This window comes from Rhodococcus wratislaviensis, from assembly GCF_041228765.1.
Classification (GTDB): domain Bacteria; phylum Actinomycetota; class Actinomycetes; order Mycobacteriales; family Mycobacteriaceae; genus Rhodococcus_F; species Rhodococcus_F wratislaviensis.
On sequence record NZ_CP150488.1, the window covers coordinates 3,193,147 to 3,216,012 of the forward strand.

The following is a 22,866-nucleotide window of genomic DNA, read 5'->3' on the forward strand; positions in this document are numbered from 1 at the left end:
CATGAGCACTCCTTCGCGTCGCCGGTGGGTGCTGCATGTCGATCTCGACCAGTTCATCGCCGCCGTCGAGGTGCTGCGGCACCCTGAGCTGCGGGGACGTCCCGTCGTCGTGGGCGGTCGCGGCGATCCCACCGAGCGTGCGGTGGTGTCGACGGCGTCGTACGAGGCGCGGGAGTTCGGTGTCGGCTCCGGGATGCCGATGCGGATCGCCGCACGGAAGATTCCCGACGCGGTGTTCCTGCCCGTCGACGCCGAGGCCTACACCGAGGTGTCGGCGGTCGTGATGGACACCTTGCGCAAATTGGACGTCGTGGTCGAGGTGATGGGCTGGGACGAGGCGTTTCTCGGTGTCGAGACCGACGACCCGGAGGCCTTCGCGCGAACCATCCACGATGCCGTCCTCGACGCGACCGGGCTGCACTGCTCAGTCGGCATCGGCGACAACAAGTTACGAGCGAAGATCGCGACGGACTTCGGCAAACCGCAGGGCATCTACCGGCTGACGGAGGAGAACTGGTTCGCCGTAATGGGAGAGCGTCCTACCGACGCGCTGTGGGGGATCGGCAAGAAGACAGCGAAGAAGCTTGCCGCACTGGGCATCAGCACCGTGCGAGAGTTGGCCGACGCGTCGGATCAGGAGTTGGCCGCGACCCTCGGTCCGAACATGGGTCCGTGGTACGCGCGGATCGGCCGCGGCATCGATCTTTCTCCGGTCTCCGCCGAACCCTGGGTGGCGCGCTCGCACAGCCGGGAGACGACCTTCCAGCAGAACCTCGCCGGCAAGGAGGCCGTCACCGAGGAGATCCGACGTCTCGCCGACCGGGTCAGGGAGGACATCCTCGCGGAGAACCGCATGGCGGTGCGAGTGGCGTTGAAAGTGCGCTACGCCCCGTTCGACACCCACACGACGAGCAAGCCGCTCCCGGAACCGACGTTCGATCCGGACGTGATCTCCGATGCGGCAGCAGCATTGGTCGACAGGCTCGACCACGCGCGGGAAGTGCGACTCCTCGGCGTGCGGTTGGAGATGACCCCGCCCACGTGAGCGGCAAAGTGTGCTCGGGCACGCTTTGCCACTCACGTGTCAGCGGCGGGCGAAGACGGCGGGTTCGCTGTCGGGGACCTGGGCGACGAGGTCGCGGGCGACGAGGTGTCGAAGGTGAGCCGCCGCCTCGGACAGGGCCATGCCCTTGCCCATGGGGGAGATGTCGGCCCACGGCTTGTACCACTTCATGCGCTCGGCCACCTGCCATACGGTGATCTGGTCGTCGCCGAAAGCCTTGTAGAGGTGGTCGAGTCGCTCTTCGTGGTGCTCGATGAGTTCGCCGGCGCGGCCCGCGACGTCGTCGATGGGGATGCCGTGGGCACCGAGGCCCCGGGTGATGTTCATGGTCTGGACGCGGCGCAGCGAGTCCATGAACTCCGCCAGGGCGTCGCGTTCCTCGAGCGGGTAGACGAAGTTGCCGACGTGCGGCGTCGTCTTCTGCAGGACGTGGTCGCCGGTGAACATCACGTCGGCGTCTTCCAGGTAGAAGCAGACGTGGCCGGGGGTGTGGCCCGGGGTGTAGACGGCGCGCAGGTTGCGACCGGCGAGCGCAATGAGCTCGTCGTCGACGAGTACGCGGTCGGGGGCCGAGTCGGGACCCGCAGGCGGCTTCCCGGACGCGGACTTCTCGAATGCCTCCAGGTCTGCCGGTGCGGCGCCGGCCCGCGTCATGTTCTCCTTCTGGAAGTCCAACCACTCGGGGCCGTGACCGGTCGACATGTGCTCGAACATTCCGTGATCGGATTCGTGCATCGCGATCCACGCTCCGGAGGCCTCCCGGACGCGACCGCACAGACCGGTGTGGTCGGGATGGAAGTGGGTGAGTACGACGCCTTCCACATCCTTGACCGAGTGCCCGATGGCCTCGAGACCGGAGGTGAGGCCGTTCCAGGCGTTGTCGTCGTCCCAGCCGGCGTCGACGAGGATCAGACCGCCGGGGGATTCCATCGCGTACACCAGCGTGTGACCGAGGGGATTGTCGGTGATCGGGACCGGAATCTGGAAGATCCCGTCACCGATGGGCGCTGCGTCGCTCATGTGCCTACCTCGTTGCCTAGATGAACAAATTAGTTCTACTTACCTTCATACTGACCTTTCGCCGCGGTTTGCGATACCGCGGGTCCCGATTAGCGGAACGACATGGCCCGTGACCAGGTGCTTTCGTGCGAAATCCGACCGGGAGACCGGAAGACCTACTGGATGCCCGGCGCTATGGAATGCTCCACTCGGACCAGCTTTCAACATGCTCGCGTTGCGACAGGAGACTGCTTTGACCACGAACCTCGTTCGATCACGCCGCCGGTGGTACACGACCGGAATGTGTGGCCTCGCCGTAGTGGGTGCCTCGGGACTGCTTGCCCCCAGCGTGGCGGTTGCAGCGCCGGCGGCGTTGCCTGCCGGCTGTGTGCAAGGCGTCGGCACCCAGGTGGCCTGCACGTTCACGTTCACCGGCAGTGCGCAGTCGTTCACGGTTCCCGAGGGCATCACCAGCTTGGCCGTGACGGCAACGGGCGGACGTGGTGGAAACAGTGAAACTGTCCTCGGCGGCGCCGCGGCCGTCGCAACCGGACAGCTGACGGTCGCCGCGGGTGACGCGCTGTACATCCAGGTCGGCGGCAACGGTGGCGACGGCGACGGCCAAGCCGGATACAACGGCGGCGGGGCCGGCGGCACCGGCGCAAGTGGCGGTGGCGGTGCCTCCGACGTTCGCACCGGGACGGGTGAGCTGGCGGATCGTCAGATCGTCGCCGCGGGCGGAGGCGGTGCCGGTGACACCTACATCGGCGGCGCAGGCAATCTGGCCCCGACCGGACCCGCCGGCCAAGCCGGCGGCGGGGGAGGCGGCGGAGGCGGCGCCACGGACGTCGCTGGTGGCCTCGGAGGCAACGGTGGCACCGACCCGCATGGTTCGCCGGGTGAGGCCGGTGTCGGTGGTGCCGGTGCAGGCACGGGCGGCGGTGGCGGCGGAGGCTGGTTCGGCGGCGGAGGTGGCGCCGAGAACTACGGTGGTGGCGGAGGCGGTGGGGGATCGTCCTACGCGCCCGGCGGAACCTTCAGCGCAGCTGGGGCGGATGCTGTTTCGTCGGTAGTCATCACGTACGGTGCCGGATCCGGAACAGGGTCACTCGGAAACCTCTTCGGCAGCAGCTGATCTCGACTCCCGCGCACGAAATCGGCAGCGGCCCCGAACTTTGGTTCGGGGCCGCTGCCGATTGTGTTTTCAGACTGCGACAACCGCCGCCGTAGAGGCGGACGCGGGTTCGTAGATCGCCTCGATGCGGCGCCGAGTCTCGTCAGGGTCGGACTTCATCGCGAGGACGAGTTCGGAAATGACGAGCTGCATTGCGTGCTCGAGCTGCCGCTTCTCGCCGGCCGACAGCGGCTTGACCTGCGCACGCGTCATCAGATCGCGGATGACCTCACTCACCGTGAAGATTCCGCCCACGGTCAGCTTTTCCTGGTTGGCCTTGAACCGCCTGGACCAGTTCGACGGGTCGTCGACCGTCGGACCACGCAGGATGTCGAAGACGCGACCGACTTCGTCGTTGTTGATCGCATTCCGGACGCCGATGGATTCGGCTTTCGCTACCGGGATCTCGATGGACAGCCCGTTCTGGGCGACTTCGAACTGTACGTATTCGGTGGGCAAATCGTTGAACATCCGGGTCGTGAGCTTTGTGACTGTCACGGACCCATGGTGCGGGTACAGAAAGATATCACCGATATTGAGATTCATAGATTACCTACCCTTCACATACATTATGGCACACGCTGCCATCTTGACAACTGCTGACCAGATATGAACGATCTCTGGTGGGTGCTCCTACCGATTGCGAAGGCCGTTGATGACCAGACTCGAAGCGTTCTCCGTGTCGCCTGACCTGCCCGCAGGCCCGCTGGGGCTGCGGGAGCGGCGACGCGAGCAGACGAATGTCGAGATCAGTGAGACCGCACTCACACTGTTCGAGCACAAGGGTGTCGAGGGCACGACCGTCGGCGAGATCGCGCAGACTGCGGGAGTGTCGCAGCGAACCTTCTTCCGATATTTCGCTACCAAGGAAGAGGCCGCGCTCCGCGATCACTGGGCCTTCGAGGCGGTCTTGGCCGGAGGGCTCGACCAGCTCGACTCGGAAGTTTCACCGAGGCTCGCGCTGGAAACGGCCTTCGCTGCTGCTCTGACGATGTACTCGGACAGTTCGTCGATCGCCTGCCGACGATTGCTGCGGGTGAACCGACTCATCAAGAAGGAGCCGGCCCTGCGGGCGGAGCTGGCGCGCGAGAGTGTGCGGCGAACCGCGGCGCTTGTCGATGTGGTGTCGACGAGGTTCGACTGCGCCGACTTGCAGGTTCGACTGGCAGTCGATGTGTCGATTGCCGTGCTCCGTGCGGCGTTGGAAACGTGGGTGGACCAATCGTCCACCGACGAGACGGCGAGCCTGCCCGAAATCTATTCCTTGGCAAGGGGACTCGCGCAGGCGTGATCGGAGACGGTCCGCAGGCGTCGGCTCAGCCCTCCAGGAAGCTGAACCGGACGTGCCGCACCGGGTTGTCGACATTGGTGTCGACGAGGCACACGGATTGCCAAGTACCCGTCGCGAGTGCGCCGTCGAAGACGGGCACGGACGCGTAGGGCGGCAGGAACGCCGGCAGCACGTGGTCGCGGCCGTGCCCATGGCTGCCGTGGCGATGGATCCACCGGTCGTCGCGCGGAAGCACTTCGTCGATCGCCCGCAGAAGGTCGTCGTCGCTTCCCGCACCGGTCTCGATGACGACGAGTCCCGCAGTGGCGTGCGGCACCCACACATGCAACAGACCGTCACCGGCGCCGGCTGAGGCGAGGAACTTCTCGATCTCACGGGTCAGGTCGTGCACCACCGGCTCGGCGCCGGTGCGGACCTCGATCTCGGTACTGAACATAGTTCTGACGTTAGCCCGCGGGTGCGTGACAGCGCACGCGCTATGTGACCAAGCCCTGCCACGATCGGAATCGTCAACAACGCATCGAGCGGCGTCGACAACCAAGGATGCAATCTTGATGACGAGCCCAACTAGTTAAGCGACCATGCTCAGGTACTCGAATCAGTTGACGGATTTGCGGGCGGCTCGAGCGGCGGACCCTACCGCGCAGCGCTTGCGCCCTCGGGATGGAAATCATGCGTGGGGCAACAGGTTATTCTGTGTGCGCATGGAGGTTCCTTTCGGTGCAATGCCCGGTCCCAGTATTCCCTTGGCGGAGGGGGACCGGGTATACCGGAGACCGCTCCGCCGCCGTCACTGTCGCGGATGTGGTTCCGCGACCGCCGTCTCTACTACTTGCGGCCGGCCGCCCACTTCATGCCCCAGCTGTAGGTCTTGTCGAGATCGGCCTGGCTGCCCTCGACGTACTTCACCTCGCGGGTGACGGTGATGCCCTGTCCGGTGTTCTGCAGCATCGCGATGGCGCAGATGCGAGCGGAGCTGTTCGACGAGTCCAGTCGCACCTCCACCTCGGGTCCGCTGGTGGGGTAGAGGGTGACGACACCGTCCACGGCCGCCCAGTTAGGTGCGCCGTCGTAGATCATCGCGAAGATGAGGATCCGCTTGAACATCTCCGGTCGGTCGAGATTGATATGCATGTTCTCGCCACCGGTCACGGTGCCGGTGCGGTCGTCGGCGTCGAGTTTGATGAACGGCGGGGCCTGCAGCGATCCGAAACTGTTGCCAAGTGCCTGGACCACACCCTTCGACCCGTCGGCCAGTTCGTAGAGGCAGCCGAGGTCCAGGTCGATGCCGTTGTTGCCGCCCGCGGCGGCCGCGAGCTTCGCGAAGAAGCCGGTCTTCTTCTGCTGCGGCGTCGCACCCGTCGACCAGTTGAGGTTGACCCGCATCGCGCCCTGCCGCTCACCCGACTTCGTGAGGCTGACGGAAGGCGCGGCCTTCGACAAGGTCACTTTGCTCAGATTGACTCCGCCCTGCGGTGCGGCAGGAGTGGAGGGGCGTCGGGTGTAGTCGATGGCCACAGGTGGGAACCTTCCGATTGACTGAGCGGCGCGCGTCAGACCGTTGTCCGATTTGCACGATTTCGGTCCAGGGTAGCGGTAGTCGTCCGGGACGCAGTCGGCCCGACCATGCTCACGCTGAATCCCGTGCACTCCACTCGATCGCCGGGCACGTGTCCATCACCATGGCGACGCCCTTCGCGGTCGTTCGCTGGAAGGCGGCCTCGTCGATGACTCCCAGTTGGAACCAGACGCCTTTCGCCCCCACCTCGAGGGCCTGGTCCGCGAACTCTCCGGCAGCCTCCGACTGGCGGAAGACGTCGACGACGTCGATCGGGAACGGCACATCCGCGAGAGTGGGGTAACCCTGCTCGCCGAGCACCGTCGGGGCGTCAGGATGAATCGGGACGATGCGCTTTCCTCGGCGCTGCAACAGCTCCGCGATCCGAAACGCCGTTCGGTCGGGATTGCCGGAGAGCCCGACGATCGCCCACGTCTCCCAGTCGTCGAGCATCGACGACACGGCTTGGGGGTCCTGCCAAGAAGTGTCCACAATCGCAAAGTACCGCCTTCGGTGTTCCAAGGGGAGTGCAAGACGGGCGTCTATCGAAGTGGTCGCTATGGCGCAATTCAGGCGCGCGTGAGTAGTAGGCCGGCATTAGCCTTCGTCGGACCTTGTGGATTCAAGAACTAGGTTCAGTCCGAGGCCGCCTCGACAAAGGGGTGCCGTTGTGGTCAAGGACACGCTCGAAAATGGGGTTGTCAGTGGGTGGTGTCACAGTATGGACGGTCAGGATCTGCGTCTGACTCGTACTCGACAGAGGGGGATTGCATGTACAAGACTCGGACGGGTCTAACTCTCGCCGCTCCACGGGCTTTTTTCGGGTGGCTAGTGGTGGCTTCAATTTTGAATTGGCTCACCGTTGTTGGTGTGGGTGTCTTCCTTGTATTTGCAATCGCAGAGTTCGCGGGCTTGGGGGCATCGATCGCCGGCCATGTCCTCGGATGGTCCTATCTCCTCGCCGTTGTGTTCCTAACGTTGTCTTGGACGACGATCGGCATAATTATTGCCTTCTTTCCGCACATCATCGACATGGAGGACTGCTCGGTTAGCGCGACGTGGAAGCTCCTTATTCGGGCCCGCTGGACAACCTCGACAACCGTGTACTACGGGAGTGCATTCGTTGCGATCCTCTGCGCGAGATACCTCGACGGTGGTCTTCTCGGCCAGGGCGTCGTGCTTGTTGCACTGGCTGTCGCCCTAATAGTCGCGTCCCGGTTCGCGCGCTCGGCTGACCGCGAGGTTCGACGTGTCGCACGTCTTAATGCAACGACGCCCCTCTTTCTGCAGCCGGGAGGATACGTAGAGAGCGAGGAGGCGATCAGATTTCGGGCTGACTTCGGGAGTGAGTGGGTGTACCCGCCGCTTCTCGTCGATCCCGACGCCGCCCGCAAGTTCGCGAAGGCGGCACTCTCGCGGTCGCAAACCTTGTACTTCACAGGGCGGGTACTCGCGTGGCTGTTCGGCCCGATTTCATTGACAGCATTCATCTGGGTGGTTCGTGAAGATCGACCGCCGTTTGTCGTGATGCTCCCGGTCGCCCTGCTTGGGTTGGCGCTATTGGGGTGGTTCTTCGAGCGATCCGCGGCGCGTTTTGAAGGGTTATCGAAGAAGTATGCGGATATCGCCGATTCGATGACGCCCGAAGTTCCTGAAGATTCTAAGTTTCCGTGCGGCATGATGACTTGGGTAGAGATTAGTCGCCCGAGCACCCCGACGTCGCGACCCGGCACCGTATAGTCCGATATCGCTGAGCTGTCGAGCCGGATCGTGCGGATCTGAAGCGAGGCGGCTCAAAATCGCGGCTCAGGCCCCCAACAATCCCGACCGCTTCCCGCTCCACGTTACGACCAGTTCATCTCGCGCACGGCTCGCTGCGACGTAGAGCAGCGACCGTTCGCGCAGAAGCGCCTCTGCCCGTTCCTCTTCGGGCACGGCCCGCAACGTCGCTGCGGGTGGTACGTGCGTGTCGTCGATGCCGGCGAGGATGACGCGTGAGAATTCCATTCCCTTGGATCGGTGCATGGTGAGCACCTGGACGTGTCCGGCGGTAGCCGGATTGTTGTCGAGAGCGCGTGCATCGACCCCGCGTTCGCCGAGTGCACGGACGAACTGCGTGCGGTCGGTTTGTCCGCGGGTCAGCACGGCAATCGTGGCGGGGTCAACCTTCGCGCTGAGCCATTCTCGGACCTTGTCGGCCACCTTGTCGAGTTCATCTGCAGCGTCATCGCATTCGAGCAGTGTCGGATTGGGACCCAACCGTGCGGATCGGTCCTCGGAGGTCGATTCCTCGCCTTGCTCGAGGTCCTTATACTCGGCCCCGGACAGAATGCTCACCGCGAAATGCAGGTTCTGCGCCGTGGTGCGGCGCCGATAGTTCACCAGTTCTTCGATGGTGACGACGGGCAGGTTCTGCTGTGCGGCGAAGGCCCGTACGTTGTCGCCGCGGAGCATGTCGCGTTTGTCTGCGGTGGTGACCGCGCAGATCAGCCCGACGGGGGACAGGCCGGCGAGGGTGCACAGGTCGACGGCTGCTTCGGTGTGGCCGGGCCGAGTGAGGACTCCGCCGTCGCGGGCTCGAAGCGGTAGGACGTGCCCGGGCCTGGTGAGGTCGGTGTCGACGGTCTCGCGGCCGGCGAGGAGGCGGATGGTACGGGCCCGGTCGGCGGCGCTGATGCCAGTGGAGGTGCCGGTGGCGGCGTCGACGCTGATGGTGAACGCGGTGCCCAGCGGGTTCGTGGGATCCCCGACCATCAGAGGGAGACCGAGAGCGCGCGTTCGTTCGGCGGGCATCGCGACGCCGAAGAAGCCGGAGGTGTGCCGGAGGAAGTAGGCGGCGTCCTGGGTTGTGACGAATTGTGCGGCCATCACGAGATCGGCTTCGTTCTGCCGGTTTTCGTCGTCGAGGACGAGGATCGGTTTCCCGGCGCGCAGCTGTTCGAGGCACTGGTCGACGGCGTTCATGCCGGGCTCGCGGGGGTGAGCTGGTGGAACGTGGAGGTGTAGAACAGCAGCGGGTCGGGGGTGTCGGTGGCGCCGAGTTCGACGACGCGGCCGACGACGAGGTCGTGGTCGCCGACGGGTTGGACGAGGTCGATGTGGCAGTCGATCCAGGCGTGGGCGCCGCTGAGGCGGGGTGATCCGGTGGTGGCGGGGGTCCAGTCGATTCCGTGGAACTTGTCGCTGCCGCTGCGGGCGAAGGTGCGGCCGAGTTCGTGTTGGTCGGCGGCGAGGATGTTGGCGCAGAAGCGGCCGGAGGCGGAGACCTTGGGGAAGGTGGTGGAGGTGTGGGCGACGAAGAAGGCGACGAGGGCGGGGTCGAGGGAGACGGAGCTGAAGGAGCCGACGGTCAGTCCGATGGGGTTTCCGGTGTCGTCGAGTGCGGTGACGGCGACGACGCCGGTGCAGAACTTTCCGAGGACGGTGCGATAGGCGTCCGCGATGTCTTCGGGGGTGGTGGCGGTGATGTGCGGTTCGGTGGTGGTTCGCATCGGTACCTTCTTTGAGGGTGGAGATACGCCCGGCGGGCGGTCGTGCTGAATGGGGCGGCGGGCCGAGCTGCCAGCCGCCGCGCTGCCGCGGCGGCTGGAACGCAAGAGCTACACAGACAGCCCCGTCTTGGCCCAGAACTCCTCGAAAGTCGCCGAGCACATGTCGGTGCCGCGGGTGACCTTGCCGTCCTCGAAGCGGTGCGTCATCACGATCGTGGTGTCGAGTTCGAGCTCCCCGAGTCGGCGGTACGCCCGGACGTTGGCGGTCACCAGGTCGTTACCGACCACGTCGACGGAGACCACCTCGTTGCGGGACTCGTCGAGCTTCGCCAGGACGCCGAACGCCTCGAGGAACTCGGCCTTGCTGTAGAGGCGCAGGGTCCCCTCGAGGGTGAAACCGGCCCACGTCATCTCGTCCGAGTACAGCTCCACGAGCGGAACCGGGTTCCCCTCGTCGGCGGCGGCGAAAGCTGCCTTCAGGGCGGCGGCATTGCTGTTGGTCATGCGGACTCCATCGTCGCTTCGGATATGTCGGCACCACGAGTCGTTCCTGTGGTGTGCATCACCCTGCCCGTGTGGGGAGCGCGGCGGAACCGTCCAGCTACGTGGTTCGCTACGGTCACACCAATCCGAACCCGGTGCTCAGAATCTGCGCAGGTAAACGCCACTTTCTCGGCCCGGGTCCGGGTGCGAGTGCTTGAGGCGCACGGTTGCGATGACACATCTTGACCCCCGCAAGTTGACAGGAGGTGCGACCGGCGACCAAAGTGATCCAGATCTCAATTACCGGGAGGTCGACCGACCGGTCTCGAGTCCAGAAGGGGCCTTGTGAACGCTGACGAGTGGGATGAGATTCGCCGACTCCACCGGCAAGGATCTCCCATCAAGCACATCGCGGTGCAGCTCGGAATGTCGCGCAACACGGTGCGCCGGGCGCTCACTCTCGACCAGCCTCCCACCGACCACCGAAGCCGACGCGGCTCCGTCGCCGACCCCGTCGATTCGGCGATCCGAGAGCTGATCGCCGACGACCCCGACATCGCGATCGCGGAGATCGCGCGCAGGATCCAATGGACCAAGTCGCGGACCACGCTGGCCCGCAGGGTTACGAGCATCCGTGAAGAACGGTCGACCGGCGAACCCCACGACAGCCCCGCCGACACGGTGTCCGCGGCTCCGTCGGTTCCGGTCTACGGATCGAGTTTCGTGGGCCGTCGAACCGAACTGCTCGAACTGCGGAGACTGCTCGGTGACCACCGGCTCGTGACGATCACCGGCCCGGGCGGAATGGGCAAGACACGCTTCGCGATCCATGCAGCCGGCGAGTACCGCCGCGCGTTTCCGGACGGTGTGCGCGTGATCGAACTCGCCGCGCTGCGCAGCCCCGACCTCCTGACCCAGACCATTGCGGACGGGCTCGCCCTCGCCAACCGCGACATGCATGCCAGCCCGACGGAGAACACCATCATCGAGTATCTCCGGACTCGGCGGATGCTCCTGATCCTCGACAATTGCGAGCACCTCCTCGACGAATGCGCGCAACTGGTGTCGGTGCTGCTGCGCTCCACGACGGAACTGCGCATCATCACCACCAGTCGCGAGATACTCTCGGTTCCGGACGAATTCGTCTTCCCGCTCTCCCCGCTGCCCACGGTCAACGGAACGGAGTCGGCCTCCCCAAGTCGTGGAACGGGAAGCGCGGTGGAGCTGTTCGTGAACCGGGCCGCCGCCGTGCTGTCGAAATTCGAGCTGACAGAGGACAACCGCGACGCGGTGATGCGCGTTTGCGATCGCCTCGACGGCCTCCCTCTCGCCATCGAATTGGCCTGCGCGCGATTGCCGGTGCTGTCGGTGTATGAACTGGCGGATCGGCTCGATCACCGGCTCAATCTCCTCACCACCGGCAACCGCACCGGACCGCAGCGGCATCGCAGCCTCCAGGCGACGATGGACTGGAGCTACGAACTCTGCACTCGCGAACAGCAACTCCTCTGGTCGCGCGCCTCGGTGTTCGCGGGCGGATTCGACCTCGGCATGGCCGAAGAGGTGTGCAGCGACGACGACGTCCCGGCGGACACCGTGCTCGACGGCATCTCGGCTCTGGTCGGCAAATCGATCCTGCACCGCGAAGAGGGAGGCACTCACGTGCGCTTCAGGATGCTCGAGTCGATCCGCGAGTACGGGAACAGCAGGCTGACCGCCTCGGAGATGGACACCCTGACGCTGCGGCACCTGCGGTGGTGTGCGCGGCTGGTGACCACGACGGCGGACAACTGGTTCAGTGCCGATCAACGCGCCGGAAGCGAGAAGCTGCGTCGCAACCATGCCAATATTCGTTCGGCGCTGCACGCGGCACTGCTGGATTCGTCCGACGACGACGAAGTGCGGATGGCCGCGGACATGGTCTCGCGCGCCTGGTTCCTCTGGTCGTGCGGGTTCTCGGTGCGCGAGCACCGGATGTGGCTGAACCGCATCCTCCAACGGGCGACGGCGCCGACGGCCACCAGGGGGCGGATGCTCGTCAATCTGGGCCTCGTCCAGACCCTGCAGGGTGACCGCGAGTCCGCCGACTCGGCACTGACCGAGGCCGGCGCCGTCAACCTGACGGCGGATGACGCCACCACCGGCGCGTTCACGGCGGACGTCATGGGGTTGAAGGCCTTCTTCGCCGGCGATTTCGACGAGGCGGAACGTCGGCTCACGGCCGCGCTGAAGATGTACGAGGAGATCCCGGACCGGGAGGATCTCGCCCACACGCTCCGCGTCCACCTCGGGATGCTCTACTGCTTCACCGACGAGACGGCTCGTGCCACGGAACTCTTCGAGACGGTGAACGAGCGTGCCCTCGCGGTCGGGGAGTCGTGGCTGCGTTCCTACGCCGTCTACGGGCTCGGGCTGGTGGCGTTGATGAACGAGGAATTCGAGGACGCACTCCGACTCGGCTCCGAAAGCCTGCGCCTGAGGCGCGACTTCGACGACGTCGTCGGAACCACCCTGGTCACCGACCTTCTGGGATGGGCCGAAGCCGAGGCGGGTTCGGCGGAACGGTCGGCCGTGCTCCTCGGCGCCGCGTCCTCGATGTGGGAGTCGTTCGGCATGCAGCTGTACGGCTCGAGTCACTGGGTCGAGCAGCGCGCACGCTTCGAGAAGCAGGCACGAAAGGCACTGGGGGAAGATCAGTTCGAGAAGTGTCACGCCAGCGGAGCCGCGATGTCGGTCTCCGAGATCACCGGATTCGTCCTGGGGGAGTCGGTGCCGTCCGGGGATCCGGCTCCCGCGGGTGGCACGCGCCCGGAAGACGTTCTCTCCCCGAGGGAGCAGGAGGTGGCGACGCATGTCGCCGTCGGCATGACCAACAAGGAGATCGCCGTCAAGCTCGTTCTGTCGCCGCGCACGGTGGAAGGGCACGTCGAACACATTCTGGAAAAGCTGGGAGTGAGCAGACGTCACGAGATCGCCGCAGCGTTCGCGCACGCGGAGCGGGGCACGCCGAGGTAGTTCCGCGTGCCCCGCACCCGCAGGGAGGTGCTGGTCAGACCTTGTTGAGGGCACCCGCGTCGACGGGCATCGCGATGCCGGTGACATAGCGTGCCGCATCCGACGCCAGCCACACCACGGCGTTGCTGACATCCACCGGCTCGATCCACGGAGTCGGCAGCACGTTCATCGCCGTTTCGCACGCCTCACGGAAATCCTCGTGTGTGGGCGTCTCCAGATCGGGACGGAACAAGCGGTACATGTCCTCGTTGTCGATCATGTCCGTCAGCACCGACGTGGGATGGACGGAGTTGCACCGAATCCGATGGGCGCCCAGCTCATTGGCGGCGGTGCGGGCGAGTCCGGTGACCCCGTGCTTCGCGGCGACGTAGTGCGCGAAGTTGGGGAAACCCTGCAAACCGCCGGTGGAGCTGATCAGGACGATCGACCCGCCCTCGCCCTGCTCGATCAGGTGGGGGACGGTGGCCCGCATCGTCTTCCATACGCCCGACAGGTTGATGTCCACCATTTCGTCCCACTGCTCTTCTGTGAGCTCGTGCAGCGGGGCGGACGAGAAGATGCCGGCGTTCGCCACCACGGTGTCGAGCCGTCCGAGCTTCGCGACACCCTCTGCGACCACGTCCTGGAGCTGACTCAGCGACCGTACGTCGGCGACTGCGACGTGGGCCCGCTGCCCGAACTTCTCGATGTGCCGGGCTGTTTCCTGGAGTTCGTCCTCCGTCGCGCCGCGGTACTTCGTCGTTGCCGGCTTGGCGCAGATGTCGACGATGATGACGTCGGCACCTTCTTCCGCGAGCCGGATCGCATGCGAGCGCCCCTGCCCGCGTGCAGCTCCCGTTACCAGCGCGACCTTGCCTTCAAGCTTTCCCATCAGGGGTCCTTCCGTTGTGAATGAACTGGGGTCTTCAGACGGCGTATGCGCGCATGATCGGTGTTGCGGCGTCGACGAGGGTGATCTGATCGACCAGCATGTGCTGCGTCGCGACGGCGGCGTCGCGCACGCACCGGCCGAGGGCACTGGGGTTGCGGATCGACTGGCTGCCGGCCCAGCGGTGCGCGAAGCCGACGATCTCACCGGCCACTTCCTGCGACCAGGTGATGACCTGACGCAACCGGGCGCGCTGCTCCTCGGTGATCTCCACACCGGCGCGCGCACTGGCCTCGGCGTCCTCGTGGGCGGCGTACACGTACAGGCGAGTCGCCTGGTAGAGAGCCTCGTACTTGCTGAACTCGCGGCGGAACAGTTCCGACTCGCCGACCACCGTGGCGTAGCCGGGACGTGCCTTGTTCGCGACGATCCGGACGATCTCCTCGAGCGCCCTCTTCGCCAGTCCGAGTGCCACGGGGGCGTGCCCGCCGACGCCGATGCCGAGCAGTCCCAGTTGGTATACGGGCTCGGAGCGGACGGGGGTGGTCGAGAACGTCTCCATCGTGAACTTGTCGGGAATGAAGCGGTCGTGGACGGCGTAGTCGTAGCTGCCCGTGCCGACCAGACCCATCACGTTCCAGTTGCCGAGGAACTCGACGTCGGCCCGCGGGAGGAAACCGACGCGGCAGTCGGGGGTGCCGGCCTCGTCCACGATGGGGTTCCCGTTGTCGTCGTGGACGACGAATCCCGCGCCGATCCACGTGGCGTGCGCCGATCCGCTCGCGAACTGGTAACGGCCGGTGACGCGGTAACCGCCGTCGACGCGGACGGCCTTGCCGGTCGGCATGATCATGCCCGCAGTGATGCCGCGGTCCGGACCGCCGAACATCTCGCGGGCGCCCTCGTCGTTCATGAATCCGGCGGCGATGCCGGTGCTGAAGGAGTTGGCCATCAGCGCCCAACCCGTCGACGCGTCGGCCCGCGAAATCTCCTCGATCACTTCGAGTGCCTGCACGATGCCCAGCCCGCCGCCACCGAACTCCGTCGGGACGAGGGTCCAGAACAGCTCCGCCTCGGCGAGGGCCTCGTACACCGGCCTGGTGATCGTCGCGTCACGCTCGATCGCATCCGCCTCCTGCTCGACGATGCGAGCGACCGCCTTCGCCCGGGCGAGATAGTCGACAGGCTCCCGATCGGCGAGGGCGGACACTGATCGATCAACGGTTTGCGTCATGGAAATGACCTTCCTGGTATGCAACTCGGCTCGTCGTCCACCGCACGTGTCGGCGGGGACGAGATCGCGGTATGACCTGAATCACAATGGTCGGTTCGCGCGTTGCACACAGGCGGGTGACCACGTGGTCCACTACGTGGTCACCCAGTCGGGTAATGCGGTGAGTGTGAAGCTCGCCCGCTCAACTGTCGTTAATTGCCGCGGTCACTCCGCGTGAGAAGCGCCCTGTGGACGACGGGTCATCTGTTTCTCAGGTCTCGCCCGCGCACCCACTGCGGTGGTGGCCACTTCCTCGTTTGACTCGACATCTGCCTGCCGAGCTGCACGGCGGCGAAAACGGCTTGTCCAATGGTCATTGCCAGGCGCTCGTCGCTGCGTGGCGGTAGCAGCTCGACCGCATTTCCGTAGGTCAGTACCGTACAGACCGTACTTTGCGACGACCAGAATTCCCGGTTCGCAGACCAAGGTCCGCGAACCGGGAATGGTGGTGAAGTGTGTGACCCTCACCTCGAGCATGGGCAGTCCCGCGACAGCACGTGCGGTCCAGGCCGGCCGTGCCCAGGCACCGGGAGGCAGTGCGGTTCGGATCCTGTGCGGCCCGTCGAAGTAGCGGCTGAGGGCAGCGAAATCGACCAGGTCGCCGAATCGGTCGGCGGCAGTCTGAGCCTGTCTGCCGGGAATGGTGAATGCCTCACGCAGGTCATCCGGTAGCGTCTCGACCTCGTCGCCGAATGACAGCATCGTCTGGACGCGGCCCCCTTCGACGACGAGGACGCCCGGGTACAGCTCACACACCAGCCGCCGTTCCCGGTGCCGTTCGATGTGTGTCGCCCCGACCTGCATCCATCCGTCGGTCTCGCAGCATTCGCCCGGGGAGTATGCGATCTTGTACCGCATCACCTGTCCCCACAACGGACGCGAGGGCGTCACCTGTCCCCGAAGCGCGGCGCCCAGAATCGCAGGTTGCGGAAGTAGTCGATGTCCTGGTCTTGATCGTCGAACGCGAAAGCGATGAGGTCGTCCCACTCAGGGCGCATGTTGCGGCCGACCGGCCACACCGTGTCCTGGCTGGTGTACAGGTAGTACCGTCTCGGCGTGGGGGCGGCCTTCTCCCACTCCACCTTGACCGAGCAACCATCGCCGGGGTTGTCGGTGATGGCACCGCGAAGATGGAACTCCATCACGGACACCGAGTTGTCTCGCCGGTCGAACGGCACGTCGTCCGTCACGTTCTTCCGTGTTCGTACGACGATCTGCTCGCCCACCCGCATGTCGAGTACCTTGGGCTCGTAACTGGGATCGGGATCCATTCGCCACTCGCCGGACGCCTGGAAGTCCTCCACCTGGTTGCGGCCTGATCGCTTGGTGCCGCATCCGACGATCCAGTAGCACTCGTCTTCGTCGAGCTGGGCAACGTCGTCGGATTCCGTGTGCGGCATGATCTTTCCGTTGATTTCGGCCTCGTCATTGGTGGACGGTTTGGGTGAGTTGTCAGCTGACGCCGCGGCGGACGCTGCGGGAGTGGCAGGGCGGGGGTACTCGGGATAGACGAGTTGTACGACCTGCGGGCAGTGATACCTGGTATACACGCAGAAGTGCTTGCGCATCACGTCCAACACCAACCTCGCCGCGGCGGCAGTGACCTGTGGATCCGCGAGGAGTCGTTCTAGTTCCGTGAGTCCGCGGACCTGCAGTCGCACCATGTCGCTTCCCGCATCGTCAAGTGGACCGTTCTGATGCGTACTTTGGGGTGACGCCGCCGGAGCCCCCACTTGGCTCGCGTGTTCGGGAACAGCACGCTTTCACGAACATTGACGAACCCGAAGAGTTCGCCGGGAACCCGCCTGTCTTCATGGACGACGAAGGTTTCCATTTTCCCGACATTGACGCAGAACCGACGAGGCGAGTGCGTGCCCGAGAACGTTCCCGCGCTGACACCCCAATACTGGAATTCGGTTGCGCGAGGCACCGGCACGCACGACTCCAGGTAGGTTCGCAATACCTTGGTAACCGCCGTCGAATGTGGTGCGTCCGTGTAGCGCCGAGCAGCAGTCGAGTAACAAACCTCTTGATCGGGGATTGCCTTCAACGGCGTCTGATCCCCACCGTTGTACTCACGGGGGTTCAGAATCCAGCGGGCTTGTTCCTCGTCGGACAGCAACTCATCGAGCGCATCGCGTCCCGCTGTGATGCTGGCGTTGAGAACGTTGCGCAGCCGGACCTCCTTGCTCTCGAGTTCGTGCGTGAGGAATCGCTCGTACTTCTTGAGCTCCTGCTTGGACGCCGTCTCCGGAAGGATGCGTACCGAGGTGATCTCCGACCCCCACTTTGCTGCATGGCCTCCCATGCGTGAGCGAAGGTCGACGGACTCGCCGACGTAGTACGTGTCGTTGTCGAATCGGAGGAGGTAGTAGCCGCTCTGACGGGGACCGTTCGCAGGTAATGCCGTCGACCGGACATCGCCGAAGGGAACCTCGGGAAGGAACCCGCGCTTGTCTGCCCAGGCCGCTGCCGCATCCGTGTTGCTCATGCGAACACATTAGAGCCAACGGCGGACGTCTTCTGTCGGTCGCCCGATCCAATTTCCCGGTAAGCGCCAGGGGTTGGCCGCGCCGGCACTGTGTTTCGCGATGACAATTGACCGCCCGCGAGGAGCGCGGGATCCGTGTGCGTGTCTGTGTGCGACAGATACAGTCATGCGACTGATACCGGACGACGTCGGGTCCGTGTTATGAAGTGAGCGTTGAGTGGATTGCAAAGCGCCGCAGTAGTAGTGATGTATACGCCAGCGGCGCGGATCGGCCTGGTCGACGCCGTCCGTAGTCATGTTCATGCTTCTCCACACGTCTTCCGAAGGACTTTGCCGATGACCCATCCCCAGCCTCCCTACGGTGAACAACCGCAACAGCTGTCTGGAGTGCAGCCATACGGGCAGCAGCACTTCGCGCATCCAGCCCAGAACTCCGGCCAGGGATCGGGAATGCAACAGCCCGCGGCGTACGGCTACCACCCGGTGACGGGATTGCCCTACTCGCACAAGACGAAGCTCGCCGCCGGCCTGCTCAGTCTCTTCTTCGGGTACTTCGGCGCGGGACGCTTCTACGCCGGCCACACCGGACTCGGATTCGCGATGCTGATCGTGAACATTGTGCTTACCGTCGTGTCCCTCGGAATGTGGCTCTTCGTCGCGTGGATCTGGCCCCTCATCGACGGCATCGTGCTTCTCGCGGGCGAACCGAAGGACAAGAACGGACTCCCACTGAGGTAGCAATCATGCTGAGACACTGCCTCGCAATCGCCGCGCTCGCGGTCGTACTGACCGCCTGCGGTGACGGCGCGTCCGAGCCACCGCCCGCGGTTACGGCAACGTCAGCGGCCCCTGTGGCAACGACGACTGCAGCAGTGCTTCCGCCAAGCACGACGGATGTCGTGCGGCGGGCCCCCGTCGTCACAGAAGCGAGCGAGGTAGTTGCGACCCCGGAACCGGTGGAGGCGGAGCCCTTCGTCGTCGAGTGCTACGAGGGCACGCCTGGGCCGGCTCTGTGGAGCGACGGGACGACGTCCTACTCGCAGTGGTGTTTCGATCAACTCGGCGGCGAGCGTTACCTCGAAAGTGAACGCCAGGCGAACGCGTTCGAATGTGACGGCGTCACTTGCCGCAATCCGTACACCGGCGGTTCATACCCTGACCCGGCAGCAATTGCCTCGGACGTGGAAGAGCGAAGCCGAGCGGATGCCGAGGCGAGTGGCTGTGCGACCGGAGGCTGCCTCGAGGCATATCGCGCGTGCCGCGACGGTCTGGTCAGTGGAGATGGTTGCGCCTATTGGGGATTCTAGGGACCGACCACGCACATTTTCGGTCCGCGAGAGCGGCGAGCACGAAGCTCGCCGCTCTCACTCGGGCTGGTCGGTCGGGGAGGGAGTTACCCCAGGCGTCACGAGCTTACCGACCGGTGAGCGCCCGGGCCTGTTCTGTCAAAGCGACTGTCGCCGCGCGCAACTGGTCGGCGGAGTCGAGTGGTTCCGCGTATCCGACGCGGGTCACGGCCACGCCGCGGGGGGTGGTGACGCGCAGGTCCAGTCCGTAGCGGTCGGCGCCCTCACAGATGGCCGACTTCGCATCGGGGAAGCCGCCGAGCGCCTGGGCCATCGCGCGCAGGGCGTCCGCGTGGTCGGCGTTGAGGTGCTCGATCGCCCGGCCGGAATGCGGGGTGACGGGGTCTGCTGTCGCGGCGGCGTAGGACTCTTCGGTCGCCGAATCCATCCGCCCGTAGCCGCCGACCCACCGCACACGCTGAACGCGCAGCACCCAGAGCGAGAAGTCGCTGAAGTCGATGTAGACGTGCGCTGCCGGGACAGCCGCCAGGTGCGCCTCCCGGGCGGCGGCGAGCTCGTCGCCTTCCGGGCGATAGACGTACCCGGCGAGGGTGATGCGGGTGCTGGCCAGCGGATCGGCGGGCGGGTTCGGCGCGACGATCGCGATGCTGGCGCGGGGATCGTGCGCGAGGTTGCGTCCGTGCTCGGCCATCTGCGACACACACAGCACGGGCGAGCCGTCGAGCAGACCGTAGGTGACGAACGACGCCCATGGGTCGCCGTCCCTGGTCAGGCTCGCGAGGGTGCCCACGTTCGTCGTGGCCGCGACCGTCCGGGCCTCCTCGGCAGCGGACGGGCGGGCCGGGTTGGCGACCTCCTCCAACGGCGGTGGCACGGTCGGGGCGTCGCCGGGATCTCCGTGATCAAGGTTGGTCATTCGTTGAACGGTACCCCGCCGCAAATTGCCGGTGGCATTGCCGTCGACCTGCGCTTACCGTTGAACTGAGGGCTCGATCGCCGAGTGGCTATGCGAGTGCGACCGGGTCCTCGTGAAGCGTGATCGTGGGTGATGCGAGATGACCGCGTTGGGCGTGCTGGCGCTGGTGCTGGGTGTGCTGTTGATCGTCGTCGAGGCACACGCACCGACCGCGGGTGTGCTCGGCGGGCTCGGGGCACTGTTCGTCGGCGCCGGGGTGTGGCTGCTGTTCACGTCCAGCGACACCGCGCAGATGATCGCCATCCCGGCGGCCGCCGGAGTCGCGGTGGTCGGTGTGGGGCTCGCCGTGGTCGGCGGCCGGAAGGCGCTCGCCGCCGGACACGCGCCCGTGCGCACCGGAATGCAATCCCTCATCGGATCCGACGCCACCGTCCGCAACTGGAAGGGACGGCAAGGTCAGGTCGAGGCCGCCGGAAGCCTGTGGAAGGCGCAAACACTGTTCGGGGACGACGAGACACCGACCGCCGGCGACTCCGTCATCGTCGAGCAGATCCGCGGACTCACCCTCACCGTGCGCCGCCGCGAACCTTGGGAGCTGCCGCTATGACCACCATCATCGTCATCCTGTGCGTCGTCATCACCCTCCTCGCGGTCCTCGCGAGCAGCTCGATCCGGGTGCTCCGCGAGTACGAGCGGGCAGTCGTGTTCCGGCTGGGCCGGCTGGTCGACCTGAAGGGCCCGGGCCTCGTGCTGCTGATCCCGGCGATCGACCGGATGGAACGGGTCAGCCTGCGGACCGTGACCCTGAAGATCCCCGTCCAGGAAGTGATCACCCACGACAACGTGCCTGCCAAGGTCACCGCCGTCGCCTACTTCCGGGTGGTCGACGCCGACCGCGCGATCGTCGAGGTCGAGGACTTCCTGGCCGCCACCCTGCAGATCGCCCAGACCACCCTGCGCTCGATCCTCGGCAAGGCCGACCTCGACGCGCTGCTGGGCGAGCGGGAGCGCCTCAACGAAGACCTGCAGAAGGTCATCGATCAGCAGACCGAGCCGTGGGGTGTGAAGGTCACCACCGTCGAGATCAAGGACGTCGAGATCCCCGCCAACATGCAACGGGCCATCGCCCGGCAGGCCGAGGCGGAACGCGAACGCCGCGCCAAGATCATCAACGCCGAAGCCGAGTTCCAAGCCTCCGCGAAACTCGTCGAGGCCGCCGACGTCATCAGCCGCAACCCGACCACCCTGCAACTGCGCTACCTGCAGACCCTGAGCGCGATGGGCGGCGAGAACAACTCGACCGTCGTCTTCCCGATGCCCCTCGACCTGGTCCGACCGTTCCTCACCGCGGCCAAGGACGCGGCAGCGGCGGACGACGGCGACGAGCGCGCCCGGTTCGAGGCCCAGGCCAACCTCGCCGCGATGATCCCGCCCGCCGGCCCGGAGGCGCGCGCACCGCACCACGCACGAAACTGACGTCGTGCCCTACCGTTCACCCTCCGGCCACCGCGCGTGCCCCGGGAGGTGACCGGAGTGCGCTTGGCTAGGGTGGACACACAGTGGCGTCCACCCGGGCACCTGCCCCGTCGGGGCGAGCGGAAGCGAGAGACCGATGAGCGGCACCGAGGCAGCCGACATACGGACGGCCGAGTATCCGCGACCGTCACATTTCGTGCTGCACCTCAGCGACACCCATCTCGTCGACGACGACCTGCTGTACGGGGCCGTCGACAGCGAGGCCACCCTGCGGCAGATCTTCACCGAGATCGAGTCGTCGCACGCCCGCCCGGACGCCCTGGTGTTCACCGGCGACCTCACCGACCGCGGCCAGCCGGGCGCCTACGAGAAGCTGCGGGCGATCGTCGAACCGGTCGCGGCGTCGCTCGGTGCGCAGGTGATCTGGGCGATGGGCAACCACGACGACCGCGGCCACTTCCGGACGGAACTGCTCGGGCAGGAACCGTCGTACGAGCCGATCGACCACGTCTACGACGTCGACGGACTGCGCATCGTCACCCTCGACACGACGGTGCCCGGACATCACCACGGGGAGATCTCCGAGAGCCAATTGCTCTGGCTGGCACAGCAGCTCGCGGTTCCGGCGCCGCACGGGACCATCCTGGCGTTGCACCACCCGCCGGTGCCGTGCGTGCTCGACCTGGCGGTGCTGGTGGAACTGCGAGACCAGCCCCGCCTCGCCGACGTGCTGCGCGGCAGCGACGTCCGGTCGATCCTCGCGGGACATCTGCACTACTCGACGACGGCGACGTTCGCGGGCATCCCCGTCTCCGTCGCGTCGGCCACCTGCTACACCCAGGACCTCAACGTCCCGGCCGGGGCGCTGCGCGGACGCGACGGCGCCCAGGGCTACAACCTCGTACACGTGTACCCGGAGACGATCGTGCATTCGGTGGTCCCGATGGGCAGCTACGACACCGTCGGCGAATACGTCACCGCCGAGGAAACCGAGCAGCGGCTCGCGGCCGAGGGCGTGCGGATCCCGGACATCGGGGAGCAGGCCGTCACGCGGGTGCGGGTGTAGTCAGCCCCTGCGCGGGAACTTCTCCCGGTACGCCATGACGTCGGAGAGCCGGAACCGGCGGTGGGTGCCGCGCATCTCGATGGGCAGGGCGCCGGAGTCGGCGAGCCGGCGCACGTAGGTGTCGGAGACGCCGAGGATCTCCGCGGCCTGGGACGTGGTGAGCAGGTCCGCGACCGCGCCGAGTGCCACACTCTGCCCGTCGGCGAGCAGGGTGAGCAGTTCGAGGACCGCGTCGCGCGCGGGGTCGGGCAGCACCATTCCGTCGAGGGTGACGATCGGCGACGCGTCGAGGGCGGTCCGGAGCTCGGCCGCGACGGTCGGGTCGAGCGCGGAAACGATGTGGTCGATGCTCATGGGTTTACGATCTCATGAGCCCGGACGGCGAGGCCCCGCGG

At 65.9% G+C, this 22,866-nt stretch carries 23 protein-coding genes and 2 pseudogenes; 9 read left to right on the forward strand and 16 right to left on the reverse strand.

The annotated features are described in order from the left end of the window. The first annotated feature begins 1 nt into the window (after window position 1). Window positions 2-1,045, forward strand: a complete 1,044-nt coding sequence (locus WKC72_RS14540; RefSeq protein ID WP_370183078.1) for a DNA polymerase IV — start codon at window positions 2-4, stop codon at window positions 1,043-1,045. Window positions 1,046-1,084: 39 nt separating this feature from the next. On the opposite strand, the gene WKC72_RS14545 is transcribed toward WKC72_RS14540, so the two are convergent. Then, window positions 1,085-2,083, reverse strand: a complete 999-nt coding sequence (locus tag WKC72_RS14545) for an MBL fold metallo-hydrolase (protein WP_370183079.1) — start codon at window positions 2,081-2,083, stop codon at window positions 1,085-1,087. A 232-nt stretch (window positions 2,084-2,315) separates the two neighbouring features. Here WKC72_RS14545 and WKC72_RS14550 point away from each other — a divergent pair, with 232 nt between their 5' ends. Continuing rightward, complete coding sequence (locus WKC72_RS14550; protein ID WP_370183080.1) at window positions 2,316-3,197, forward strand: glycine-rich protein; 882 nt, start codon at window positions 2,316-2,318, stop codon at window positions 3,195-3,197. Window positions 3,198-3,266: 69 nt separating this feature from the next. On the opposite strand, the gene WKC72_RS14555 is transcribed toward WKC72_RS14550, so the two are convergent. Then, complete coding sequence (locus tag WKC72_RS14555; protein ID WP_112298761.1) at window positions 3,267-3,782, reverse strand: CarD family transcriptional regulator; 516 nt, start codon at window positions 3,780-3,782, stop codon at window positions 3,267-3,269. A 109-nt stretch (window positions 3,783-3,891) separates the two neighbouring features. On the opposite strand from WKC72_RS14555, the gene WKC72_RS14560 reads away from it, so the two are divergent. Further along, window positions 3,892-4,527: a TetR family transcriptional regulator gene (locus tag WKC72_RS14560; RefSeq protein WP_370183081.1), complete on the forward strand. Its 636-nt coding sequence runs from the start codon at window positions 3,892-3,894 to the stop codon at window positions 4,525-4,527. 25 nt (window positions 4,528-4,552) lie between these two features. Here WKC72_RS14560 and WKC72_RS14565 read toward each other — a convergent pair whose 3' ends face one another. The 3 genes from WKC72_RS14565 to WKC72_RS14575 all read right to left on the reverse strand — a co-directional run bounded on the left by WKC72_RS14565 (window position 4,553) and on the right by WKC72_RS14575 (window position 6,577). Next, the gene (locus tag WKC72_RS14565) at window positions 4,553-4,963 is read right to left on the reverse strand and encodes a secondary thiamine-phosphate synthase enzyme YjbQ (protein WP_009474393.1); all 411 of its coding nucleotides are present in this window, start codon (window positions 4,961-4,963) and stop codon (window positions 4,553-4,555) included. Between the two features lie 392 nt (window positions 4,964-5,355). Continuing rightward, a complete protein-coding gene (locus WKC72_RS14570; RefSeq protein WP_370183082.1) occupies window positions 5,356-6,045 on the reverse strand; it encodes a tellurium resistance protein in 690 nt (229 codons plus the stop codon). Between the two features lie 112 nt (window positions 6,046-6,157). Continuing rightward, window positions 6,158-6,577 (reverse strand): CoA-binding protein, encoded by a 420-nt coding sequence (locus WKC72_RS14575; RefSeq protein WP_370183083.1) that lies wholly within the window; start codon window positions 6,575-6,577, stop codon window positions 6,158-6,160. 279 nt (window positions 6,578-6,856) lie between these two features. On the opposite strand from WKC72_RS14575, the gene WKC72_RS14580 reads away from it, so the two are divergent. Next, window positions 6,857-7,825, forward strand: a complete 969-nt coding sequence (locus WKC72_RS14580; protein ID WP_370183084.1) for a hypothetical protein — start codon at window positions 6,857-6,859, stop codon at window positions 7,823-7,825. Window positions 7,826-7,891: 66 nt separating this feature from the next. Here WKC72_RS14580 and WKC72_RS14585 read toward each other — a convergent pair. The 4 genes and pseudogenes from WKC72_RS14585 to WKC72_RS14600 form a co-directional block, all read right to left on the reverse strand. Beyond that, window positions 7,892-8,467: pseudogene (locus WKC72_RS14585) on the reverse strand (3'-5' exonuclease); the annotation flags it as partial. Window positions 8,468-8,470: 3 nt separating this feature from the next. Continuing rightward, a pseudogene (gene ribB / locus WKC72_RS14590) lies at window positions 8,471-9,049 on the reverse strand (3,4-dihydroxy-2-butanone-4-phosphate synthase); the annotation flags it as partial. Next, on the reverse strand, window positions 9,046-9,576 hold the full coding sequence (locus WKC72_RS14595; protein ID WP_370183085.1) for a flavin reductase family protein: 531 nt from the start codon (window positions 9,574-9,576) through the stop codon (window positions 9,046-9,048). The pseudogene ribB and the gene WKC72_RS14595, both read right to left, overlap by 4 nt. Window positions 9,577-9,684: 108 nt before the next feature. Further along, complete coding sequence (locus WKC72_RS14600) at window positions 9,685-10,080, reverse strand: nuclear transport factor 2 family protein (protein WP_370183087.1); 396 nt, start codon at window positions 10,078-10,080, stop codon at window positions 9,685-9,687. A gap of 324 nt (window positions 10,081-10,404) precedes the next feature. On the opposite strand from WKC72_RS14600, the gene WKC72_RS14605 reads away from it, so the two are divergent. Beyond that, window positions 10,405-13,074, forward strand: coding sequence for a LuxR C-terminal-related transcriptional regulator (locus WKC72_RS14605; protein ID WP_370183088.1), 2,670 nt, complete (start codon window positions 10,405-10,407; stop codon window positions 13,072-13,074). A 34-nt stretch (window positions 13,075-13,108) separates the two neighbouring features. On the opposite strand, the gene WKC72_RS14610 is transcribed toward WKC72_RS14605, so the two are convergent. The 5 genes from WKC72_RS14610 to WKC72_RS14630 all read right to left on the reverse strand — a co-directional run bounded on the left by WKC72_RS14610 (window position 13,109) and on the right by WKC72_RS14630 (window position 17,706). After that, complete coding sequence (locus WKC72_RS14610) at window positions 13,109-13,945, reverse strand: mycofactocin-coupled SDR family oxidoreductase (RefSeq protein ID WP_370183089.1); 837 nt, start codon at window positions 13,943-13,945, stop codon at window positions 13,109-13,111. A 34-nt stretch (window positions 13,946-13,979) separates the two neighbouring features. Next, window positions 13,980-15,176: an acyl-CoA dehydrogenase family protein gene (locus WKC72_RS14615; RefSeq protein ID WP_370183090.1), complete on the reverse strand. Its 1,197-nt coding sequence runs from the start codon at window positions 15,174-15,176 to the stop codon at window positions 13,980-13,982. A gap of 204 nt (window positions 15,177-15,380) precedes the next feature. After that, complete coding sequence (locus WKC72_RS14620; protein ID WP_370183091.1) at window positions 15,381-16,019, reverse strand: hypothetical protein; 639 nt, start codon at window positions 16,017-16,019, stop codon at window positions 15,381-15,383. Between the two features lie 83 nt (window positions 16,020-16,102). Then, the gene (locus WKC72_RS14625) at window positions 16,103-16,879 is read right to left on the reverse strand and encodes a hypothetical protein (RefSeq protein ID WP_370183092.1); all 777 of its coding nucleotides are present in this window, start codon (window positions 16,877-16,879) and stop codon (window positions 16,103-16,105) included. Then, window positions 16,843-17,706 carry a GIY-YIG nuclease family protein gene (locus WKC72_RS14630; RefSeq protein ID WP_370183093.1) on the reverse strand — a complete coding sequence of 288 codons (864 nt, stop codon included), beginning with the start codon at window positions 17,704-17,706 and terminating at the stop codon, window positions 16,843-16,845. The genes WKC72_RS14625 and WKC72_RS14630 overlap by 37 nt, the downstream gene beginning before the upstream one ends. A 336-nt stretch (window positions 17,707-18,042) precedes the next feature. Between WKC72_RS14630 and WKC72_RS14635 the strand changes: the two genes are divergently transcribed. Next, window positions 18,043-18,444: a TM2 domain-containing protein gene (locus WKC72_RS14635; protein ID WP_370183094.1), complete on the forward strand. Its 402-nt coding sequence runs from the start codon at window positions 18,043-18,045 to the stop codon at window positions 18,442-18,444. A 675-nt stretch (window positions 18,445-19,119) separates the two neighbouring features. Here WKC72_RS14635 and WKC72_RS14640 read toward each other — a convergent pair. Next, the gene (locus tag WKC72_RS14640; protein WP_370183096.1) at window positions 19,120-19,929 is read right to left on the reverse strand and encodes a HugZ family protein; all 810 of its coding nucleotides are present in this window, start codon (window positions 19,927-19,929) and stop codon (window positions 19,120-19,122) included. A 139-nt stretch (window positions 19,930-20,068) separates the two neighbouring features. Between WKC72_RS14640 and WKC72_RS14645 the strand changes: the two genes are divergently transcribed. From WKC72_RS14645 to WKC72_RS14655, 3 genes are all read left to right on the forward strand, one after another. Further along, complete coding sequence (locus WKC72_RS14645; RefSeq protein ID WP_242322779.1) at window positions 20,069-20,536, forward strand: NfeD family protein; 468 nt, start codon at window positions 20,069-20,071, stop codon at window positions 20,534-20,536. After that, on the forward strand, window positions 20,533-21,405 hold the full coding sequence (locus WKC72_RS14650) for a slipin family protein (protein WP_065491879.1): 873 nt from the start codon (window positions 20,533-20,535) through the stop codon (window positions 21,403-21,405). Before WKC72_RS14645 ends, WKC72_RS14650 begins: the two co-directional genes overlap by 4 nt. A gap of 136 nt (window positions 21,406-21,541) precedes the next feature. Further along, window positions 21,542-22,471, forward strand: a complete 930-nt coding sequence (locus WKC72_RS14655; protein WP_037226911.1) for a phosphodiesterase — start codon at window positions 21,542-21,544, stop codon at window positions 22,469-22,471. On the opposite strand, the gene WKC72_RS14660 is transcribed toward WKC72_RS14655, so the two are convergent. Further along, window positions 22,472-22,825: a helix-turn-helix domain-containing protein gene (locus tag WKC72_RS14660; RefSeq protein ID WP_370183098.1), complete on the reverse strand. Its 354-nt coding sequence runs from the start codon at window positions 22,823-22,825 to the stop codon at window positions 22,472-22,474. It lies immediately after the preceding gene. Between the last annotated feature and the right edge of the window lie 41 nt (window positions 22,826-22,866).

Excerpts from the sequence above, each read along its gene's own strand:
- WKC72_RS14595 (WP_370183085.1), bottom strand. The coding sequence starts at position 9,576 with ATGCGAACCACCACCGAACCGCACATCACCGCCACCACCCCCGAAGAC.
- WKC72_RS14540 (WP_370183078.1), top strand. The coding sequence starts at position 2 with ATGAGCACTCCTTCGCGTCGCCGGTGGGTGCTGCATGTCGATCTCGAC.
- WKC72_RS14565 (WP_009474393.1), bottom strand. The coding sequence starts at position 4,963 with ATGTTCAGTACCGAGATCGAGGTCCGCACCGGCGCCGAGCCGGTGGTG.
- WKC72_RS14555 (WP_112298761.1), bottom strand. The coding sequence starts at position 3,782 with ATGAATCTCAATATCGGTGATATCTTTCTGTACCCGCACCATGGGTCC.
- WKC72_RS14660 (WP_370183098.1), bottom strand. The coding sequence starts at position 22,825 with ATGAGCATCGACCACATCGTTTCCGCGCTCGACCCGACCGTCGCGGCC.
- WKC72_RS14650 (WP_065491879.1), top strand. The coding sequence starts at position 20,533 with ATGACCACCATCATCGTCATCCTGTGCGTCGTCATCACCCTCCTCGCG.
- WKC72_RS14615 (WP_370183090.1), bottom strand. The coding sequence starts at position 15,176 with ATGACGCAAACCGTTGATCGATCAGTGTCCGCCCTCGCCGATCGGGAG.
- WKC72_RS14640 (WP_370183096.1), bottom strand. The coding sequence starts at position 19,929 with ATGACCAACCTTGATCACGGAGATCCCGGCGACGCCCCGACCGTGCCA.
- WKC72_RS14545 (WP_370183079.1), bottom strand. The coding sequence starts at position 2,083 with ATGAGCGACGCAGCGCCCATCGGTGACGGGATCTTCCAGATTCCGGTC.
- WKC72_RS14630 (WP_370183093.1), bottom strand. The coding sequence starts at position 17,706 with ATGAGCAACACGGATGCGGCAGCGGCCTGGGCAGACAAGCGCGGGTTC.
- WKC72_RS14580 (WP_370183084.1), top strand. The coding sequence starts at position 6,857 with ATGTACAAGACTCGGACGGGTCTAACTCTCGCCGCTCCACGGGCTTTT.
- WKC72_RS14620 (WP_370183091.1), bottom strand. The coding sequence starts at position 16,019 with ATGCAGGTCGGGGCGACACACATCGAACGGCACCGGGAACGGCGGCTG.
- WKC72_RS14635 (WP_370183094.1), top strand. The coding sequence starts at position 18,043 with ATGACCCATCCCCAGCCTCCCTACGGTGAACAACCGCAACAGCTGTCT.
- WKC72_RS14655 (WP_037226911.1), top strand. The coding sequence starts at position 21,542 with ATGAGCGGCACCGAGGCAGCCGACATACGGACGGCCGAGTATCCGCGA.
- WKC72_RS14645 (WP_242322779.1), top strand. The coding sequence starts at position 20,069 with ATGACCGCGTTGGGCGTGCTGGCGCTGGTGCTGGGTGTGCTGTTGATC.
- WKC72_RS14600 (WP_370183087.1), bottom strand. The coding sequence starts at position 10,080 with ATGACCAACAGCAATGCCGCCGCCCTGAAGGCAGCTTTCGCCGCCGCC.
- WKC72_RS14625 (WP_370183092.1), bottom strand. The coding sequence starts at position 16,879 with ATGGTGCGACTGCAGGTCCGCGGACTCACGGAACTAGAACGACTCCTC.
- WKC72_RS14610 (WP_370183089.1), bottom strand. The coding sequence starts at position 13,945 with ATGGGAAAGCTTGAAGGCAAGGTCGCGCTGGTAACGGGAGCTGCACGC.
- WKC72_RS14560 (WP_370183081.1), top strand. The coding sequence starts at position 3,892 with ATGACCAGACTCGAAGCGTTCTCCGTGTCGCCTGACCTGCCCGCAGGC.